Origin of the sequence: Reyranella aquatilis (assembly GCF_020880995.1) — a bacterium.
Taxonomy (GTDB): Bacteria; Pseudomonadota; Alphaproteobacteria; order Reyranellales; family Reyranellaceae; genus Reyranella; species Reyranella aquatilis.
The window spans coordinates 105,052-123,772 of record NZ_JAJISD010000007.1; the positions used below are offsets into that span (position 1 = coordinate 105,052).

Below are 18,721 nucleotides of genomic sequence, written 5' to 3' on the forward strand. Positions count from 1 at the left end.
TTCACGGGCCGGAGCAGAGCGGAGGATGGCGGCGGGGCGACTTTCTTGCCTCGCGAGGAATGGGCGAAGCCCAGGGGAAGAAAGTCGAACCGCAGCCGTTGCGGCTCAGGCGATCGAGGCGCAGCCGTCCTCTGGCCAGATCAGCCAAAGAGAGGCCGTGGGTCGCGCGCCGAACAGCTCCTCGGGAGAAATCATGGCCAACTTGACGGTCCCTGCGGAAGAGGACCGGCACACCGGGCGAAGAGACGGCAGCCATAGCGCAGAAGCAGGACGGCATCGTCCCAGCTCAATGGATCGCAGACGCACCTCGCCTTCATCCTGTCGGCTTGCCAGAGAAACGGCGCCTCGAAGTGGTCATAGAGGGCCTGCGTTCGACAGTCGCGTCGAGACAAGCGTTCGCCACGCCGATCTTCGCCAACCTGTTCGATGATGAGATGCAAAAGCGTCAGCGCCCCTGGTCGTGCAGTCGCCTGTCAGCAAGCGAGGAAGCGCTCCTCGTGCCCTGTGCGTCCGCCGACGGGGTCAATAATGCCAATCGCGAGAAGGCCGTACAGCCGGAGACAACCGCGCCGACCGCGGCGAACGCCGTCTGCCAAACATTGCCGACCATGCCGATGCCCGCCAAGGCAAATGACACCTGATAGCCGGCGATTGCAGCTGGAACGCCATAGAGCAGGCCGCAGATGGCGCGGATGAGAGGCGTGCGCGCGCCCGCAAAGGCGAGTTGTCCAAACGCCAATGTCGCGCCGCCCACCAGCAATCCGACAGTGATCGCACCGGGGACACCTGCCTCGCTGTGAAACGACGCCAATCCTGCGGTGAGTCCGGCAAAGGTGGGGAGCGCATAGATGGCCAGCGTAAACAGCAGCCGGCAGAAGAAGCAAAGGCCAACGATGCTGAGTACGATGCCGAGAGCAAGCATGGTGGATCTCCGTGACCAGGGTCGAACGGTCGCGCCTTCCACCACCACCATGGCGCCGCCGAATCTTATCAGGATTGAAAGTGGCAGAAGAGAGACTTTAGGTTGTAAACGAGTGACGCTGATGCTCTCGAGGAACCGCATTCCAGCTCAAGGGGGAAAGATGGCGAGGGTCCGCCGCAAGAACGACCTGCCGGTCTCGAAGATCCGCCGCTATCTGGAGCCAGGCCCAATCGTGCTGGTCACATCGGCGCATGGCGACGAGCGCAACATCATGACGATGGGGTGGCAGACAGTGATGGAATTCACGCCGTCCCTCATCGGCTGCGTGATCGCCGGCGGCAATCACAGCTTCGGCCTGATCCGACGCAGCAGGGAATGCGTCATCAACCTACGACCACGGCGCTCATCGATGAGGTCGTCGGTATCGGCAACACGTCAGGGGCGCAGATCGACAAGTTCGAGAAGTTCAAGCTGACGCCGCAAAACGCACAGGAGGTCAATGCGCCCTTGATCGCCGAATGCCACGCCAGCTTCGAATGCCGGCCGGCGGACGGCCGCCTGATTTCGAAGTACAACTTCTTCATCTTCGAGGTGGTGAAGGCGCATGTCGCGGCATCGCCGAAGCATCCCGAGACGCTTCATTACACCGGTGACGGCGTGTTCGTGATCGCCGGCAAGGTCATCAGCCGGCGATCGCACTTCAGACCGGGAATGCTGTAAGAGCCGGCGACCTACAGAAGTCCGAGCGACCGGAAGGAAGCATGATTGCCGTGCCCGACCACGACATGGTCGTGCAGCTCGATACCGAGAGCCTGGGCGGCCGCTTTCAATTCCCGCGTCATCTCAATGTCATCCCGCGACGGCTTTGAGTCTCCGGATGGATGATTGTGGACAACGATCAAAGCGGAGGCGTTTAGAATCAACGCTCGTTTGACGACCTCCCGCGGATAAACGGGCGTGTGATTGACGGTTCCCCGCTGCTGCACCTCGTCAGCGATCAGATTGTTCTTGATATCGAGAAACAGGATTCGGAACTGCTCGACCTGCTCACAGGCCATTGCCGTCTGCAGGTAGGCGATCAGCGCCTGCCAATTGCTGAGCATGGGACGCCTGCGCACCTCGGCTTTGGCCATGCGGCACGCGATCTCGCGAACAAGCCGAAACGCGGCGATGTCGCGGCCCGTCAATCCGAAGGCGCGAAGCTGCGCCGTTTCTGCGGTGATGACATGGCCAATGCTGGGAAAGTGCCGCAAGAGGGCAGAAGCTTGTTCGATACCTTGCGAGGAAGCCAGCAAGCCGGCGAGCAGATCCTGCTCCGTCGTCTCCGTCGCCGGCAGGACGGCAAGATCACCATTCCTGACCGGATCTTGGCGCAGCGACGTAGATACAGAGGTCAAAGTGGATATAGCCATGGATCGTGTCCCGGAGAGCAGCAAAGGGAGAGCCGCCGCCCGCTCTCTCTGAAGGCCCGGCGGCTCACCCGCCCCCGGCCTTCCTCTTGCTCTCACAGGTCCGGCTATGCCCGTGGGCGCAGGAAAGAGGTGGCGCTCACGCGCCACCCGAACCAAAGCGCCAGACCGGGATGCCAAGCTTGCGTGCCTTGTCGGCGAGGTTTTCCTGGATGCCCGAGCCTGGGAACACGATGACGCCGATCGGCAGGACATCCAGGATCTGGTCGTTGCGCTTGAAGGGTGCGGCCTTGGCGTGGCGGGTCCAGTCGGGCTTAAACGGAACGTGGGTGACCTTGCGGCTATCGGCCCAGCGAGCGGCGATACAATCGGCGCCGGTCGGCGAGCCGCCGTGCAGCAGCACCATGTCGGAATGCTTGACGCGGACCTTGTCGAGCGTGCTCCAGATGAGCTGGTGGTCGTTGAAGTCGGCACCGCCGGTAAAGGCGATCTTGGGACCGGCCGGCACGAGGAGTTCGGTCTCGGCGCGGCGACGAGCGGCCAGGAATTCGCGGCTGTCGATCATGGCGGCAGTGAGAGCCCGGTGGTTGACCATCGAGCCGGTGCGTGGCCGCCAGGTCGAGCCGGTGTGGACCTCGAAGCGCTCCGCGGCCTGATCTCGGAAGAGCTCCATGGCATTGCGACGCTCGATCAAGGTCAGGCCCTCGGCGACGAGACGCTCCAGCTCGACCGAGCGGACCTCCGAGCCGTTCTGCTCTTTTTGGCTGCGACGCTGCGCCTGCTCGTTGCCGTCGAGTTCGCGCTCGATCCGGTCGACGGCGCGATGGAACAGGTTGACGGTCGACCACAGCAGGTTCTCGAGATCGGGTTCGAGACGGGTGTCGGTGAGGGTCGAGACCAGCGCGTCGAAGATGTCGACGACCGCGCCGGCGATAGTGTTGCCTTCCGGCAACGGGCGGGGATCGGGCTCGTCCTGGAAGGGACGGTGGCCAAAGAGCTGCAGCTCGGTGAGGACGTGATCGGTCGGGGATGAGGCGTGCACGGGCTCGAAGTCGGAATCGTCGTAGGTCGCCATGATGCTGTCCTTCGTCGGATCGGCCGCGCCCATCGCGGCCTTCGTGGGCGTCGACAGACGGCGGGCAGCCCGGTCCCGCACCGCGCTTGCGGCCGGAGCGCAGCGGAGGACGGCGGGCCGAGGCTTTCTTGCCTCGCGAGGAATGCCGGCGCAGCCGGCAGGGGAAGAAAGCCACAGGACCGCCGTTGCGGGACCGGGCTGCCTGCCGTCCGATCGCCCCTCTAGAAGGCCGGGGCGCGCTCCCGTCCGGTCCGAAGGGCAGAAGAGCGACTGAGCACGAATCGATTCGCTTGCCAGTGCTCATCCCGTCACGGCCTAGGCCAAGAAGCGAACCACGTCCTGCGGGACGAGCTGCCGGTGCACCGATGCCCGGAGCCCTTCGATTCCCAGTCGGCGGAGATCGTCATTAAAGTCGTCGGAACACGGCGACACGGCCAACGACTCGATCCCGGCGGCGTCGGCGCGATTGCACAGCGTGGCCATCGCAGCATTACCGGCCGGGTCGGAATCGTGAGCGACATAGAGACGGCGCAGTGTCGTTGGAAGCAGCAGTGCAGCGAGATGGTTGGCCGAGAGGGCGGCGACCATCGGCAGAGTCGGCAGGATCATGCGCAGGGACAGCATGGTCTCGATCCCCTCCCCGGCGGCCATGACGTCGGCGGCCATGCCGAAGCGAACTCCGTGCCCTAGGAGGTGCCCCATGGCCCGTCGCGGTGAAGCGATGGGCGCCTTGTCGCGTCCGGAGGGATCGAGCCAAGTCCGGTGTGCGCCGGTGACCGTGCCGCCAAGATCGGTGACAGCGGCGATCAGTGCCGGCCAGGTCTCGGTCGGGCTGTCCTCGTCGGGCCGGTAGTAGCAGCGTGGATGGAAGCGTAGTGGGTCATCGTGAGCAACGGTCGTGATTCCGCGACTGTGCAGGTAGGCTTGAGCCAAGGTGCCCGTGATCGGCCGGGACATGGCATAGAGACGCCGAGCGGACTCAGGCGAACCGCGTGGCGCAGGAAGGCGCTGAAGCCGAGGAGCGATCTGGTCCGGTGGCAACGCGAGGAATGCCCGTGCCTCGTCCAGGGTATCGCGCAGGCGGTCAAACCCGCGATTGAGGGCGATCAGGTCCAGAAGATCGCCATGCTGTCCCGTGGCGGAGTCGGTCCAATGCCCGGCCGCACCCTTGCCATGGTCCGGGCCGCTCAGGCGCACGAACAGGCTGCGGCCCCGGCTGTTGGCGACATCGCCGACTAGCCAGTAACGGCCCTCGCGACGGCCATTGGAGAGATAGTGATGGCAGACTGCCTCGGCGTTGCGCGCGAGGCGGCGGGCGAGCTCCGCGGCGGGCGATGGCACGACTGCCTCCTCATACCGCTGCCCGATCGGCGATGCGCACGATCGGGTAACGTTCCATCAACGCCGTCAAAATCTCCGGACCATTGGCACCGGTTGGCACGAATAGCCGCAGCTTCCAGGCGATTATCTCGGACATCAGCCCCATCGCCTGCAGGCGATCGACCATCCCGTCCGTGAAGCCGAAGAGTTCCACCCGGAACCGGCCCATGACCTTGGCGCGGCGAAGTGACAGCCCGTCTTGGAGCTCGAGGATGGTTCGACCGTCAAGCATGGCAGTCAAGGCATCCGTCGGCGCGATGCTCACGCCGTCGGCGCAGACGGCTTGCGTCACCCAGGCCGGCGAGACCAGCCGGCCAATGACACGCTCGCCGGCATCGGTCTGCAGGCGGTAGACCCGCGTTGAATCGTCCGACAAGCGCTTCCAGATCGGCAGCAGCAGCCCGGTGACGATATGAAGTTCGCTCTCCGTGAAAGGAGGTATCTCGGCGAGCTCCCGGCCCCAGGCTTGGGCAAACGGAGCTCGATCCGACCGTTGCCAGTGCGATTGCTCGAGGGCCGCACCCGAAAGCGCTGTCCGCTCCATCGGACGCACGAGCCGGACGCGGCGTTCGACTTCGCCATCGTCCAGCACGACGCCGGGCGCCGGCACCTGTACCGCCGCCCGGCCCGACTGCGCATTGACGAGCAGGACCGCGCGAGGATCACCGGCCCGGTCCAATGCATCGGCCAGGGCGAGAGGCTGATTGCGCTCCTTGCGGTGGATGGTGAACACCTGCGTCTGGGCGCCGGTCGTCGGATGGACATACACCACTTGGCGCTTCGTCACCGTCAGGCTCTCGGCCGTCAGCGTCTCGACGCCGACGTCGTAGATCCCTGAGAGCTGCGCCCCTTCGATTTTCGTGCGCAACAAATCCTCGAACACGCCGAAGAGCGTGTTCTGAAGGCCGATGGTGAGTGCCAGCAGCCGATTGAGGAACGTCGTGATCGGCGGCAGTTCCTCACGCAGGCTGCCGTCCTGGTCGGTCAGATTCAGGCCCGTCGCCGCCTCGAAAGCCTCCAGCGAACAGCCTTCGACCTTGCCGGCGAACAGCAACAAGTAGAGCTGACGCAACGCTGCCCGGCCGTAGGGCGATTCGAGATTGTCGTTGGCGCAGAACAATCCCTGCCCGCCGGTCTGGCGTTGGCCCTTTGTGATGGCGCCCAGCGTGTCGAGCCGGCGGGCGATGGTCGAGAGAAAGCGCTTCTCGGCCTTCACGTCCGTGGCGATCGGCCGGAACAGCGGCGGCTGCGCCTGATTGGTGCGGTTGCTGCGGCCCAGCCCCTGGATGGCCGTGTCGGCCTTCCAGCCTGCCTCCAGCAGGTAGTGCACGCGCAGGCGCTGGTTCCGGGCTGAAAGGTCGGCATGGTAGGAGCGGCCGGTGCCGCCGGCGTCGCTGAACACCAGGATGCGCTTGTCGTCGTCCATGAAAGCCTGCGCCTCAGCGAGATTGGCCGAGCCGGGACGGTTCTCGACGCAGAGCCGGTCACCCTTGCGAATGATCCGCCGTGAGCGGCCCGTCACCTCGGCGACCAGGTCCGTGCCGAAGCGCTGCACTATCTGGTCAAGCGCACCCTGGACCGGTGCCAGCGAGGCGAGCCGTTCGATCAGGCGATCGCGGCGCTCCACAGCGTCGCGGCATTGCACGGGCTGGCCGTCGCGATAGACCGGCCGGGAGGAAAGATCGCCCTCGCCGTCCGTGAACGGCTCGAACAGCTGGGTCGGGAAACCGTGCGCCAGGTAGTCGAGAACATATTCGCGCGGGGTGATGTCGACTTGCACGTCGCCCCACTCCTCGGTCGGAATGTCGGAGAGCCGGCGCTCCATGAGCGCTTCGCCAGTGGAGACGATCTGAATGACGGCGGCATGTCCGGCCTCGAGATCACGCTCGATCGCGCGGATCAGTGTCGGCGTCTTCATCGAGGTGATCAGGTGCGAGAAGAAGCGCTGCTTAGCAGATTCGAAAGCCGAGCGTGCCGCGGACTTCGCCTGGGCATTGAGCGTGCCGCGCTCGCCGGTGACGTTGGCGGCCTGCATGGCGGCGTCGAGGTTGTTGTGGATGACCTGGAAGGCGCCGGCATAGGCGTCGTAGATGCGGATCTGCTCGCGCGACAGCGCATGCTCGACCAACTCGTACTCCACTCCCTCGTAGGACAGGGATCGTGCTGCGTAGAGGCCAAGCGCCTTGAGGTCGCGAGCAAGAACCTCCATTGCCGCTACGCCGCCGGCTTCAATCGCCTGCACGAACTCGGCGCGCGTGGCGAACGGAAAGTCCTCGCCACCCCACAGTCCGAGCCGCTGCGCGTAGGCGAGATTGTGCACAGTGGTGGCCCCGGTGGCCGAGACATATACGACCCGGGCGTTGGGCAGCGCATGCTGCAAACGTAGGCCGGCACGGCCTTGCTGCGACGGCGCCTGGTCGCCGCGCTCACCCTTGCCGCCGGCCGCATTTGCCATGGCGTGGCTCTCGTCGAACACGATCACTCCGTCGAACTCCGACCCCAGCCAATCAACGATCTGCCGGACTCGCGAAACTCTTTCCTCGCGCGCATCGGTTCGTAGCGTGGCGTAGGTGGCAAAAAGGATGCCCTCCTCCAGGCGGATCGGAGTGCCCTGGCGGAAGCGGGCGAGCGGCGTCACCAGCAGCCGCTCCATGCCGAGCGCCGACCAGTCACGCTGGGCATCCTCGATCAGCTTGTCGGACTTCGAGATCCACACCGCCCGACGGCGGCCTTTTAGCCAGTTATCCAAAAGGATGCCGGCAACCTGGCGGCCCTTCCCGGCGCCAGTGCCGTCGCCCAGCATCCAGCCACGCCGAAAGCGCACGGCGTTGGTGGCATCGTCGGGCGCGGCGGAGACAGTGTCGAAGGTCTCGTCCACGACCCACGATCCGGCGAGACAGCCCGCATGCGCCTCGCCCGCATAGATGACGCTCTCGAGCTGCGCATCGGACAGCATGCCGACGCTGACGGCATCGGCCGGCAGTTGCGGCCGGTAAGAGGGCTTGGGTAGCGCGACCGAGGCCATCGCCGCGGATTGCACGAGCCGCGTCGGATGCGGAAGGGCGCCGGCGATTCGGATCGACTGCAGGTCGTACCCTTCATACAGCGCTTCGGTGAGGCTGCCGCCCTCGGCCGGCTTCCAGTCGACGGTCTCGTAAGCAAGTTCGGTGGCCGCTCGTTCGAGCGAACTGCCAGCAACAGCGAGCGGCTGTCGTGCAGTCCGTCGGCTCGGTCTGATTGCGACGAGACTGACGGATGCCGGAACCACTGCCGTACCCTCAACAGGCAAGCGAGGTGAAACATTCGACGTCACCCATTGAAGCAAGGTGGCGACGTCGGGCGCCATACCTGGTGATGCCGGAAACGATCTCGGATCATCGGCAGGCACGCGATCGATGACCGTCAGCCGGGTCTCGACCGCGGTGCCGTGACGGGCATAAACGCGGCCATCGACGGCAGCGCTGAACACGACCCGGCCGCGTTCCTGCAGACGGACGAGGGCCTCGCGCCAGGCCGGATGGTCCGGCGAGAGGCTGGCACCGGTGATCGCAACCAGGCGGCCGCCGTCGGCGAGTCGCGCAAGCGCCGAGGACACATGGCGAAGGGCAGCGTCCGCCACGGTGCCATCGACATGCGCCGCGACCGAGAACGGCGGGTTCATCAGCACGACGCTCGGACGCACGGCCTCGTCGAGATGGTCGTGGATGTGAGCCGCGTCGTAGCGTGTCGTCGCGACAGCGGGAAACAGCCGCCCGAGCAAGACCGCGCGGGTCTCCGCCAGCTCGTTCAAGTGCAGCCCACTGCCCGCAAGCTCCGCGAAGATGGCGAGCAGGCCCGTGCCGGCCGAGGGCTCGAGCACGAGATCGGCCGGACCGATCGCAGCGGCGCTGGCGGCGACAAACCCGAGCGCGAGCGGCGTCGAGAATTGCTGAAGCGCCTGGCTCTCCTCGGATCGGCGGGTATGAGTGGGAAGAAGTGCCGCGATCCTGCCGAGCATGGACAGCTCGGCAGCCGGCGAGCCAGCCCGTGCCCGAATGGCCGGGCCGAACTTGCGCATGAACAGCACGGTCGCCGCCTCGCAGGCGTCGTACGCGGACTTCCAGTCCCAGGCGCCGGCTGCGTCGGAACCGCCGAAGGCGTGCTCCATGGCGGCGCGCAGCGTAACCGCATCGATGCGGCGGCCACGCTCGAGGTGAGGGAGAAGAAGGTGTGCGGCCGCGGCAATGCCGGCGGACGGATCCGCAGGAACGCCGGCGAGCGAGCGCAGCGGCGCGGGCGCGGCCGCCGGGAGGGAGACATTCGACATGGAGGAGACCTCAGGAGAGCGGGAACGGTCCGAACCGGGAGGCGCTCTCTCTGGACCCCGCCGGCTCAAACCCGTCCCGGCCGTCCTCTCCCTCTCGCCTTGCGCGGCGAATGCGAGGAATCTCTCAAAGGAAAAAGCCCGGCACGGCGGCCGGGCTTTTCCAACGATGGGCGAAGACACCGCGGGCGGCCTCGTCCGGCCGCGGCGTTCACGCTATTCCGCAGCGATGGGATGCGGCTCGGACTCGTCCGTCCCGGCATCCCCTTCGCCGTCGGCGAGGAAAGCCGGAAGCTCCCCGGCCCACTCGGCGGGTGTGTCCGACACGTCCCCGCTGTCGGCGAGTCGCAGTGGCTCAGGCAACCAGCCCGTGCCCTCAAGCAGCCGCTCGGCCTCCTTCGCCATCTCCGCCTTCTTCAGATGGTCGATGAGCTGTGCTGCCTGATCGCCCTTGGCCTCCCGCACCGCTTCCAGGATGCGGGGCTTGGTGACACGGCCGAGATAGTTGTCGACCGTGGGCCGCCAGCCGGCCTCGACCATGTCGAGACCGACGGCACGGGCCAGCCGGTCGGCCTGGGCGATGCGCTGCTGCACACCGTGCGCCGAGACGCCCGGCCCACCGTAGCGGTCACCCTTCTCATAGAGGGCGTTAACACCGAACGAGACGCAATGCGCGAGCAGCGCGGCACGGCGTGCATCGTCGAGCGAGGCGAGCCAGTCCCACAGCGCGTCGTCATCCTTGGATAGCTCGGCCTTCCACGCTTCGTGGCGATCGGCGACTGCCTTGGCCGAGGGGCTGTCCTTCAAATCGACCGCTTGGGCAGGGAAGAACACATGCCGCACCGAGGCTTCCAGGCAGGCGCCGGGAGCGCTGTGCTGGAAGGTGTCGAGGCAAAGCTTGTGCAGCAGCGCCGTGAAAGCGACCTGCGGGTTGTTCGACACCGCGTCCCGCAGCGCGAGGGTGCGATGAGCCGTCAGCTCGCTCACGAGCCGTTCCGGGAGCGGCTTGATCGGGTCGTCGTCACCGTCGTCCTCCGGCTGGTCGCCTCCGATGGTGATGACGGTACGCTGGGCGGGAGTGGCAAACGCTGTCTCATCCGCCCCGCCGGTCTCGCCTTCCTGCAGATCTTCGCTGCCGACCTGCATCGGTTCGTGCTCTGGCCGGACATAGCCGCGATCGGCCGCAAGGCGTCCGTCAACGTCGATGCTGACAAACACACCGGCACGCGCGATCTCCGCCGGCTCGTAGCGAACTGGACGGCTGTCGAAGGCGGCAAGCGCTTCCTCGATCTCGCCCAGCCGCGCGTCGACCTCCTCCGGCAGTTCGTCGGCACCTTCGTACTCGCTTTCGAGTTTGGCCTGCTCGGCTGTCAGAGTGCCGACACTCGCCTCTTCTTCGGGCGTGAGCTCGACTTCCACGCCGTCGAGCCGCCGAAGTTGGTGCGCATGGCTGTACCGGAAGTCGACGGCCACCTCGATCCATTTCCAGCCTTCGGCGGCGATCTTCTCGGCTTCGGCCGCCAGCTTCTCGGTGACCAGGCGATCGAGCAGGGCTACGTCCTGCAGCCAGCCGCCTCCGTCGTCCTCGAACAGGTCGCGCAGGACCCCGCCGCCCGCTGCCTCGTAAGCATCGAGACCGACAAACTGCGCACGGCGGTCCGACGCGCGCACGGCGCTCTCGGTGAGCTGGCGGCGGATCAGGTAAGGCTCCTTGTTGTAGGACTGCTGCAATGCCTCCCAGACCTGCTCCTGCCGGGCATGGTCGGTGCTGACGGTGAACGCCATGAGCTGCTCCAGAGTCATGCCGTCCTCAGCATAAATCCCGAGCAGCCTCTCGGAGACAGAAGCCAGGCGCAGCCTCTGCTTCACCACCGCGGTCGCGACGAAGAAACGGGCAGCGATCTCCTCCTCACCCGCTCCTTGGTCGCGCAGGATTTTGAATGCCCGGAACTGGTCCAACGGATGCAGAGCGACACGCTGGAAATTCTCCGCCAGCGAATCTTCTTCCGCCGAAATCTCACCCATACGATCACAGACAATGCAGGGAATCGGTGCCGTTCTGGACAGACGCTTCTCCTTCACCAGCCGCTCAAGAGCCCGGTAGCGGCGGCCGCCGGCCGGGATCTCAAACTGGCCGGTCTCGGCACCATAGGCGTCGAGGACCGGCCGGACGTTGAGGCTCTGTAGGAGCCCGCGCCGGGCGATGTCCTCAGCCAAATCCTCGATCGATACGCCGAACTTCAGGCGCCTGACGTTGGACTGGCTCAGCACCAGCTTGTTGAAGGGGATGTCGCGCGAGGCGTTAAGGGTGATCTTCTGAACTGTCTTTGCCATGGAAAACACTCCGCGACGGACGGCCGGGAGACTTCCTCTCGACCTCGAATCCGTCACGGAATCAGGCGCAGCCCTCTCACTCTCGCGAAGGGTGGTTCAGCAACGGATGGCTACCCGTCGGTCTTCCGTGTGATTACAGATCGCTCGAACAAACGATTGATGGCACCGAGCCCGTCCCTTTCCGTGCGCAGAAAGGTCAGCGTAAGCCCCTAAGCAGGAGAGGCACTCCAAAGTGCACTGCGGGCGGAGCCTTAATTTATCCAAGTCGACGAACGTCAGCCGCATGCTGTCATTGTCTCATTGCCCGAGGGATTGTCATCGAACGGCAAAGACGCCTCTCCTTCATGTTTTGCCAAAGGGGCGGCTGCGTGAGGCCCCATACTGCCAGCGGAGCCAAATAGGGCCCGGTCGGTACAGCCGACGCGCCGAATTCATCGTGATAGAGTTGAGAACGACCAAATCATCGAGTGGCATTGACCGACACATGACCGAGGACGTCGACACGGAAGATTTGAAGTTGCGGCTCATCTGCTGTGACTGTGTGGGAGAGGTGTTTTTGTCCAATGAGATCGAGAGCTCTGGCAAAGACGGGAATTGCAACTATTGCGGCGGGGTAGGCAAGACATTCACGCTTGAGCAATTGGCCGTCCGGATATCAACGGCGTTCGGCCAGCACTATGAGCGGACGGATCCGAACCCTACAGGATTTGAGTACGCGATGATGCGGGATAAGGAGTCGACCTACGACTGGTCACGGCATGGCGAGCTAGTCACCGACGTGATCCAGGAAGCAGCATTAATTGACGAGCAGCCGGCAATCGACATCCAGCAGATCCTGCGCGACGAGAATGCGGGTGATCCGACCGACTGGTCTGGTGACGAACAGGAATTCGATGACGAAAGCCACTACGAGCCAAAGAAATTCGACGATGAGACGTGGCAGCGCGAGTGGAGGCAGTTTGAGCGGTCACTGAAGACCGAGTCACGCTTCTTCAGCGAAGAGGCCAGAGCGCATCTCACACGGTTGTTTGACGGTGTCGCCACCATGCGAACGCAGAGTGGTGCCGGGGTCATCGTCGAGGCAGGTCCCGAAGAGGAGTTACCGATCCATGGCTTCTATCGTGCGCGGGCATTCGAATCCTGGTCAAACCTAGAGACTGCTCTAACCGATCCGGCCCAGAATCTTGGACCGCCCCCACCTACATTAGCTCAGGGCGGACGCATGAACGCGCGTGGGATTGCAGTGTTCTACGGAGCCGACGAACCGGAGACGGCGCTGGCCGAAGTACGTCCTCCCGTTGGTGCCAACGTGGTCGTCGCTCGTTTCATGCTAGTGCGCCGCGTTCGTCTACTCGATCTCAAAGCCTTAGCCGAGATTCTCGAGAAAGGCAGCATCTTCGATCCTATATATGCCGCAAGAAAGGAACGGGCCTTGTTCCTTGAAAGGCTGCTGCGGCGGATGACCATGCCTGTCATGCCCAGCGATGAAGCGCTCGAATATTTGGCGACCCAGGCCGTCGCTGACTTTCTGGCGTCGCGCATTGAGCCAGAACTCGACGGGATTCTATTCCCCTCGGTTCAGGTTCCGGGCCGCAAGTCGAATGTGGTGCTCTTCCAGAAGGCGGCACGGATCGCGGCGATCAAATACCCGAAGGGTACGAAGCTCTCGGTAGACACGGGTATATTCAACGGCGAGGAGTGGGAACATCAGCTGACCGTGGTCGAAGAAGTGCCGCCGCCCGAATCCGGGAAGTCGCTTCCGCCCCCTTTCGATCAAACCGGCATGGGCGGGCTCTCAGATATCGATTGGGACCCCGATCCAGATTTGGACAAGAGGCCGATGACGCTTGACGTAGATTTGACGTCGCTTGAGGTGCGGAAGGTGACGGGTGTGCATTTCCACACAGACAACGAAAAAGTCGATCGGAAATGTATTAAGCGCCAAAGGCATCCGGGGCAAAGCGACTTCTGAGTGAGGGCTGGGCGACCGGCGACGCCAAATGGTTGTCTGCGTCCGCGTTGCAGTTGGGCGATCAGCGCTGCGAGCACGTCTTGCAGCACTCGGGTCGGGGGCGGCCAGAGCCATACCGATTTAAAGCTGGCTGCGGGTGCTCAAGGAAGACAAGCGGTTCATCTTCAGCGCCGCCGCCCAGGCCCAAAGGGCGGCCGATTTCCTGCACGGCCGGCAGGCCGCAGGCCAGGCGGCGTGACCCACTTGGGGCGAGCGTGGCGGCGCTCGCCCCCTTCGCGTTATTCCTAGCCGAAGCGCGTGCGGATCCAGTGGGTCACACGAGCCAGGCGCGAGACCGGAACGCTGGCGGCCGGCAAGATGGGTGCTGGCTGATCCAGGCGTTCGAGATAGCGACGCACGTCGAACATCGGATCGCCGACAGCCTTGGCTGGGTAGTGCGAACAGGGCTTGCCGCGCCGCCGGTCCAAGCGATCCGAGGGGGCCACCGTCCCCAAGTTGGCGTCGTAGGCGAAATAGGCGCTGTGGGGCGGGTCAGCCGTCCAGGGCGTCAGCAACTGGACCACAAGACCGACGGCCGAGGATGCTAACAGGCCGTTCGGCCAGACCACCTGCGGCCGGCTGCCGGCGACGCCATAGCGTTGCGCCTCCTCTTTCAGCCGCTCGTCGGTGACCAGCTGCAGGCACCGCAAGCAAGGCTCCCCCGGCATGGACAGCACCACCTGGCCGCTGACCAGGCTTTGGCCGGCGCCGGGCAAGGACGTCACGTCCATGCCCATGTCGATGTAGGGGATCATGAAGCGGCGGCAGAAGGCTTCCAGTTCGTCCTTCGAACCGATGTGGTCGAGGCCGCCGACGATGATGTCGCAACCCTTCAAGAGGTCGCCGACTTCCTGCCACTTGGCCTTGCGCATCACGATCCGGGCGTTCGGATTGACCGCCCGGATCACGCGCGCCGCGATCTCGACCTTCGGCCGCTCCGCCTTGACGTCGTCTAGGGTTCCGCCGACCAGCCGGTTGAGATTGGTCAGGGTGATGATGTCGTCGTCGAGCAGAACGAAGCCGCCGACCCCCAGGTGAGCCAACTGCTGGACCACATGGGAATTGCCACCGCCGAGCCCCACCAGGCCGACGGTTGCCGCCGCCAACCTGGTGTCGCTATCCGCGCCCAGGAAACTCTGTCGATCAAGCCAGGACATGTGACCCCCATTCGCGCTGCAGGGGCGCGTCGATGCGTTGGAATTGATTGATGGCGATCGGCGCCCGGTCGTTGGCGAGCCACAAGAGGCCGTGGGCCGCGTCGTTGCTGAGGACGAGCAGACCGTGCGGCATGCGCGGGGTGGTTTCGAAAAAGCCGGGGACGAAGTCATCGGCGCTGTTCAGGTCCACCCGGCTGAAGCCCGGCTTGCCGCGACCGCCGTGGGTGTGAACGTGCAGGAGCGCCGCCGCCGGCCTGTAGGCCGACTGCACCGCCTTGCGCATCGCCGCCGAACCGATCTTGGCCCCGACCTTGCGATCGACCTCGTAGTCCTCGTCGGCGACCGGCATGTAGTCCCGGATCGTAAGCAGCAGCCGGTCACCCAGGTCGGCAGCGCCGGCTGTGAAGAAGCCCACGCGTTCGTGGGCGAAGGCATGGGGCCGGTGCAGGTCCTTGCGGACAACGTCGAGCAGCCGGCCGTCGATCTTCAGGTGTACGTTCATTGCAGAGGCCTCAAATGAGCACCTAGGATTTCGTCCCAGCCGAGGCTGGGATCGACGCCGTTCCACGACATGGCGTACCAGGGCACGCCGAGGATGTTGTGCGTGGTCCAGTTCTGGCCGCGGGCGGGAAAGGGCTTCGACAGGAAAAGCCGCGAGACGTAGCCGCTGTGCTGGCCGGGGCAGAGAAGGCCATCGACCGTCTCCACCCCGCCCGCGTACTGGACCCTCAACTCCGGAAGATGGACGAGCGGTTGCCCGCCATCTTCGTGGAGTTCGGCCCGGCGGCAGATCCGACGCAGCTTGCGCAGTTCCGACGCCGGGTCGCTCACGACGAGTGCCCCGCCGGCGGGTGCGACGAGAACTCCTGACCCTCGCGGATCTTGATCGACTCACCGGGCTTCAACTCGCGGAACTCGCCGTCACGCTCAATCAGGTCGAGCAGGTAGCCGGCCGGCGCCGAGAAAACGGCGATCAGCTGCTCGGTGGTGTAGGTGCCGCGCTCCAGTTCGAACGGCGCTTCCTTGTAGTAGACCGTCACCGTCTTGGGCGGGTGGCGCAGCATCAGCCGCTCCACGCCCTTGGCGGCCAGGTCCACCAGATCGTCGTCGTCGAGGACGACGTCGCCGTCCTCGCTGTCGAGCACCAGCACTTGGCCCTCGGCGGCCTTTGCCAGGAACTTGATGTTTTTGGTGGCCAGCTTCGCCTTCGGCCACTCCATCGACAGGCCCTCTACCGTGAAGCGGTGGAGGTCGTCGCCGCGGATCACGAAGAAGCGCTCCACCCCCTTTTCGCCCAGATCGACGGGCTCGGAGGGCCGGATCGACTCCAGCTCGCCCGAGCGCAGATGGCGCAGGATGGCGAACGCTTCGATCGGATGGGCGCCGGCGGCTTCAGCGATCTGGAGGCCCACGACCTTGCGATCGTCAAAGCGCACGCGGCGGAACTCGAAGGTTTCGTCGCCGAGTTCGACCGAGAAAACGCCGGCGGCGTCTCGGTCGGGGACGCTCTCCTCCTGATGAATGAGCTGAGTCATGGATGGATACCTCGGTCTTGGTTGTGAAAGGGCCGTGATGCCGACCCGCGACAGTAGGAGTAACAGCGACACATGGAGACGTCAATAACAAGCACCACATGCACGTCTTATGTTTATGTTAAGCACAGACAATGTCAGCCCGATTGACACTATTCCATGGAGTTGTCATTATGTTCCCATGGACGATATGGAAATTTACCGGCAGCTCGGTCAGAATGTTGCGCGTGCGCGCGGCAAGCTCGGCAAGACCCAAGCCGAAATCGCCGCGCAGATCGGCCTAACTCGCGCCTCGCTGGCCAATATTGAAACCGGCCGCCAGAAGGTCCTGATGCACCATGTTTTTCGGCTGGCCAACGCGCTTGAATGCCGGTCTGTCCTCGATCTCATTCCCGAGACGTTCGTCTTCGCCGACGACGAGCCGCCGATCACCACGCACGGAAGCCAGCTCAGTGACCAGCAGCACGCCGCCGTGCAGCGGTTCGTCCAGATCGCCGGAAAGCGCTGACCATGGCCGATAAGGTGAAAGCCAGGGCGGAAGCCTTGCGGCTCTTCGAGGCCAACGCCGTCAAATCCGCGCCCGTGCCGCTCGACCGCATCGCCCGCGCGGCCGGCACCATCGTGCAATACGCGCCGTTCGACGGCGAATTGTCCGGCATGGCCTTCATCAAAAATGGCCAGGCGATGATCGGCGTAAACTCCCTTCATGCACCGACTCGCAAGCGGTTCACCTTGGCGCACGAACTTGGCCACGTGATCCTGCACCGTCATGTCTTGGAGACGGAGGGCGTCCATGTCGACAAGGGCATCCTTCGCCGCGACACTTTGGCGTCCCAAGGCACGGACGACCGGGAGATCGAGGCGAACAACTTCGCCGCAGAACTCTTGATTCCAGAACCTCTGCTCGCCGCCACGCTCGATGGGCGAACTCTCGACCTTGAAGACGACGAGGCGGTGCAGGCCTTGGCCAAGCGCTTCAACGTCAGCGCCAGCGCCCTAGTCTACCGAATCCAACGGTCTTAGGCAGGCAGGTCGATGGGCTTCGTAATCTATGACCTCGAGACCACGGGCCTCAACAAACGGTTCGACCAGATCCTGCAATTCGCCGCGGTCCACACCGACGCGAACCTTGTGGTGCAGGAGCAGGTCGAATTCGAGGGACGCCTTCGCCCCCACATCCTGCCTTCGCCCGGCGCCCTGCATGTTACGGGCGGCCACTACGCGAACCTGATCGACCCGTTGCGGCCGTCCTACGACGCCATGCTGGGCGATATCTATGGAACGATGAAGCGTTGGACCCCGTCGATGTTCATTGGCTTCAACTCCATCAGCTACGACGAAGAGGTCCTGCGCCAAGCCTTCTACGAGTCCCTGCGGGCGCCGATCTACGTCACCAACAGAGACGGCAATTCGCGCGGCGACCTGCTTAAGCTGGCGCGCGTGGTCGGGACCCTGCAGCCCGACGTCCTTAAGACCACCCGGGGTCAGGACGGCCGGCGCGTGTTCCGCCTGGCCGACCTCGCCCGGGCCAACGGCGTCCATCCCGGTCGATCGCACACCGCGTCGGCCGATGTCGCGACCACCTTGGCGCTTTGCCGGCTGATCGCCGCTGAAGCGCCGATCCTCTGGTCGAGCTTCATGCGGTTCTCAAACAAGGCCGAGGTTCTGAGCTTCATCGCCGAACGTGATGCGTTCTCGGTGTTCGAGTTCAAGCGAGGCGTGCAGGACGTTCATCCAGTGACCGAGATCGGCTTCAAGCCCGCCGACAAGAACGTCCGCTACTGCCTGGACCTGACGGCGGACCTTGGCGCGCTACGGCGGATGACGCCGGCGGAGCTGATGATCGAGATTGGCAAGCCTGACGGACCGATCCTGCGCATGAAGGCCAATGGCTCGCCGATCTTGGCCGAACTGTGGGAACTAGACCAAGGGCAACTCGGCGACTTCACCGAGGCTGACCTGGAGACGACGGCCGCCAATGTGCGCGGCGACACGGCGTTCGTTCAGCGGTTGGTGGCCGCGGCCATCGCCTCCGAAAGGGTCTGGCCGAAGTCCAAGTATGTCGAGTTTCAAATCTACGAGGGCTTCATCCAGGACTGGGACGAGGACGTATGCCGGCGATTCCATGCCGCGGCCTGGAGGGATCGGCCAGCGCTGATTGACCGCTTCCAAGATCCGCGGCTGAAGAAGCTGGCCCGGCGATTAATCTATTTCGAACGACCTGATCTTCTGGCCCCCGACATTCGCGGACAGATCGACCGGGCGATCTGGGGGCGCTTGAGGGGAAATGAGCCCGACGCCCCGGGCCGAAGCTACGCCGCCACGCTGCAGGAATTGGACGCCTTGGTGGCCGAGATCAAGATCGTCAGCCCGTCCCTGGCGAGCTACCGCGACCATCTTCAGGCACAGCTCGTTGCGGCCGCCTGAGGTCATTTGGCCGACTCGCAGTAATCTTGCTCTGACCGACTGGGGCGTGCAAATCGGCCAGAGCTTGCACAGGATCCCGACCTCGGTCCGAGCATCCTGTAGCCGCCAAAGCTGCAGGGCGGCTAGCAGTTGAGAGCTACGGGATACGGGTGCGTATGAAGATGATGACAA

At 64.5% G+C, this 18,721-nt stretch carries 14 protein-coding genes and 1 pseudogene; 5 read left to right on the plus strand and 10 right to left on the minus strand.

Going from position 1 to position 18,721, the window contains the following annotated elements; genetic code table 11:
* Positions 1-445 precede the first annotated feature (445 nt).
* The gene (locus LJ725_RS16830) at positions 446-922 is read right to left on the minus strand and encodes a hypothetical protein (RefSeq protein ID WP_230551797.1); all 477 of its coding nucleotides are present in this window, start codon (positions 920-922) and stop codon (positions 446-448) included.
* A 277-nt stretch (positions 923-1,199) separates the two neighbouring features.
* On the opposite strand from LJ725_RS16830, the pseudogene LJ725_RS16835 reads away from it, so the two are divergent.
* Positions 1,200-1,642 (plus strand): annotated as a pseudogene (locus LJ725_RS16835) (flavin reductase family protein).
* An 11-nt stretch (positions 1,643-1,653) separates the two neighbouring features.
* On the opposite strand, the gene radC reads toward LJ725_RS16835, so the two are convergent.
* The 5 genes from radC to LJ725_RS16860 all read right to left on the minus strand — a co-directional run bounded on the left by radC (position 1,654) and on the right by LJ725_RS16860 (position 11,423).
* Positions 1,654-2,334, minus strand: a complete 681-nt coding sequence (gene radC / locus LJ725_RS16840) for a RadC family protein (protein WP_230551798.1) — start codon at positions 2,332-2,334, stop codon at positions 1,654-1,656.
* 136 nt (positions 2,335-2,470) lie between these two features.
* Positions 2,471-3,439: a DUF2493 domain-containing protein gene (locus tag LJ725_RS16845; RefSeq protein ID WP_230551799.1), complete on the minus strand. Its 969-nt coding sequence runs from the start codon at positions 3,437-3,439 to the stop codon at positions 2,471-2,473.
* Positions 3,440-3,721: 282 nt separating this feature from the next.
* The gene (locus tag LJ725_RS16850; protein WP_230551800.1) at positions 3,722-4,747 is read right to left on the minus strand and encodes a DUF7146 domain-containing protein; all 1,026 of its coding nucleotides are present in this window, start codon (positions 4,745-4,747) and stop codon (positions 3,722-3,724) included.
* A 10-nt stretch (positions 4,748-4,757) separates the two neighbouring features.
* Positions 4,758-9,092 carry a strawberry notch family protein gene (locus tag LJ725_RS16855; protein ID WP_230551801.1) on the minus strand — a complete coding sequence of 1,445 codons (4,335 nt, stop codon included), beginning with the start codon at positions 9,090-9,092 and terminating at the stop codon, positions 4,758-4,760.
* A gap of 213 nt (positions 9,093-9,305) precedes the next feature.
* Entirely contained in the window at positions 9,306-11,423 is a 2,118-nt protein-coding gene (locus LJ725_RS16860) for a ParB/RepB/Spo0J family partition protein (protein WP_230551802.1), read from the minus strand.
* Positions 11,424-11,907: 484 nt separating this feature from the next.
* Here LJ725_RS16860 and LJ725_RS16865 point away from each other — a divergent pair, with 484 nt between their 5' ends.
* Entirely contained in the window at positions 11,908-13,395 is a 1,488-nt protein-coding gene (locus tag LJ725_RS16865) for an RES domain-containing protein (protein ID WP_230551803.1), read from the plus strand.
* Positions 13,396-13,679: 284 nt separating this feature from the next.
* On the opposite strand, the gene LJ725_RS16870 is transcribed toward LJ725_RS16865, so the two are convergent.
* The 4 genes from LJ725_RS16870 to LJ725_RS16885 are packed head-to-tail and all read right to left on the minus strand — an operon-like array spanning position 13,680 to position 16,126.
* Positions 13,680-14,591, minus strand: coding sequence for a HesA/MoeB/ThiF family protein (locus LJ725_RS16870; protein WP_230551804.1), 912 nt, complete (start codon positions 14,589-14,591; stop codon positions 13,680-13,682).
* Entirely contained in the window at positions 14,578-15,093 is a 516-nt protein-coding gene (locus LJ725_RS16875; RefSeq protein ID WP_230551805.1) for a hypothetical protein, read from the minus strand. Before LJ725_RS16875 ends, LJ725_RS16870 begins: the two co-directional genes overlap by 14 nt.
* Positions 15,090-15,422 (minus strand): hypothetical protein, encoded by a 333-nt coding sequence (locus LJ725_RS16880; protein WP_230551806.1) that lies wholly within the window; start codon positions 15,420-15,422, stop codon positions 15,090-15,092. The genes LJ725_RS16875 and LJ725_RS16880 overlap by 4 nt, the downstream gene beginning before the upstream one ends.
* Positions 15,419-16,126: a multiubiquitin domain-containing protein gene (locus LJ725_RS16885; RefSeq protein ID WP_230551807.1), complete on the minus strand. Its 708-nt coding sequence runs from the start codon at positions 16,124-16,126 to the stop codon at positions 15,419-15,421. The genes LJ725_RS16880 and LJ725_RS16885 overlap by 4 nt, the downstream gene beginning before the upstream one ends.
* A gap of 178 nt (positions 16,127-16,304) precedes the next feature.
* Here LJ725_RS16885 and LJ725_RS16890 point away from each other — a divergent pair, with 178 nt between their 5' ends.
* From LJ725_RS16890 to LJ725_RS16900, 3 genes are read left to right on the plus strand one after another with little or no spacing between them, the layout of a single operon-like run.
* Positions 16,305-16,631: a helix-turn-helix domain-containing protein gene (locus LJ725_RS16890; protein ID WP_230551808.1), complete on the plus strand. Its 327-nt coding sequence runs from the start codon at positions 16,305-16,307 to the stop codon at positions 16,629-16,631.
* Between the two features lie 2 nt (positions 16,632-16,633).
* Positions 16,634-17,146, plus strand: coding sequence for an ImmA/IrrE family metallo-endopeptidase (locus LJ725_RS16895; RefSeq protein WP_230551809.1), 513 nt, complete (start codon positions 16,634-16,636; stop codon positions 17,144-17,146).
* Between the two features lie 12 nt (positions 17,147-17,158).
* Complete coding sequence (locus tag LJ725_RS16900) at positions 17,159-18,550, plus strand: exonuclease domain-containing protein (protein ID WP_230551810.1); 1,392 nt, start codon at positions 17,159-17,161, stop codon at positions 18,548-18,550.
* The last annotated feature ends 171 nt before the right edge of the window (positions 18,551-18,721 follow it).

What these genes read in the sequence shown, in the direction of transcription:
- LJ725_RS16890 (WP_230551808.1), top strand. Translation starts at nt 16,305, where the DNA reads ATGGACGATATGGAAATTTACCGGCAGCTCGGTCAGAATGTTGCGCGT.
- LJ725_RS16870 (WP_230551804.1), bottom strand. Translation starts at nt 14,591, where the DNA reads ATGTCCTGGCTTGATCGACAGAGTTTCCTGGGCGCGGATAGCGACACC.
- LJ725_RS16875 (WP_230551805.1), bottom strand. Translation starts at nt 15,093, where the DNA reads ATGAACGTACACCTGAAGATCGACGGCCGGCTGCTCGACGTTGTCCGC.
- LJ725_RS16885 (WP_230551807.1), bottom strand. Translation starts at nt 16,126, where the DNA reads ATGACTCAGCTCATTCATCAGGAGGAGAGCGTCCCCGACCGAGACGCC.
- LJ725_RS16845 (WP_230551799.1), bottom strand. Translation starts at nt 3,439, where the DNA reads ATGGGCGCGGCCGATCCGACGAAGGACAGCATCATGGCGACCTACGAC.
- LJ725_RS16855 (WP_230551801.1), bottom strand. Translation starts at nt 9,092, where the DNA reads ATGTCGAATGTCTCCCTCCCGGCGGCCGCGCCCGCGCCGCTGCGCTCG.
- LJ725_RS16830 (WP_230551797.1), bottom strand. Translation starts at nt 922, where the DNA reads ATGCTTGCTCTCGGCATCGTACTCAGCATCGTTGGCCTTTGCTTCTTC.
- LJ725_RS16865 (WP_230551803.1), top strand. Translation starts at nt 11,908, where the DNA reads ATGACCGAGGACGTCGACACGGAAGATTTGAAGTTGCGGCTCATCTGC.
- radC (WP_230551798.1), bottom strand. Translation starts at nt 2,334, where the DNA reads ATGGCTATATCCACTTTGACCTCTGTATCTACGTCGCTGCGCCAAGAT.
- LJ725_RS16900 (WP_230551810.1), top strand. Translation starts at nt 17,159, where the DNA reads ATGGGCTTCGTAATCTATGACCTCGAGACCACGGGCCTCAACAAACGG.
- LJ725_RS16860 (WP_230551802.1), bottom strand. Translation starts at nt 11,423, where the DNA reads ATGGCAAAGACAGTTCAGAAGATCACCCTTAACGCCTCGCGCGACATC.
- LJ725_RS16895 (WP_230551809.1), top strand. Translation starts at nt 16,634, where the DNA reads ATGGCCGATAAGGTGAAAGCCAGGGCGGAAGCCTTGCGGCTCTTCGAG.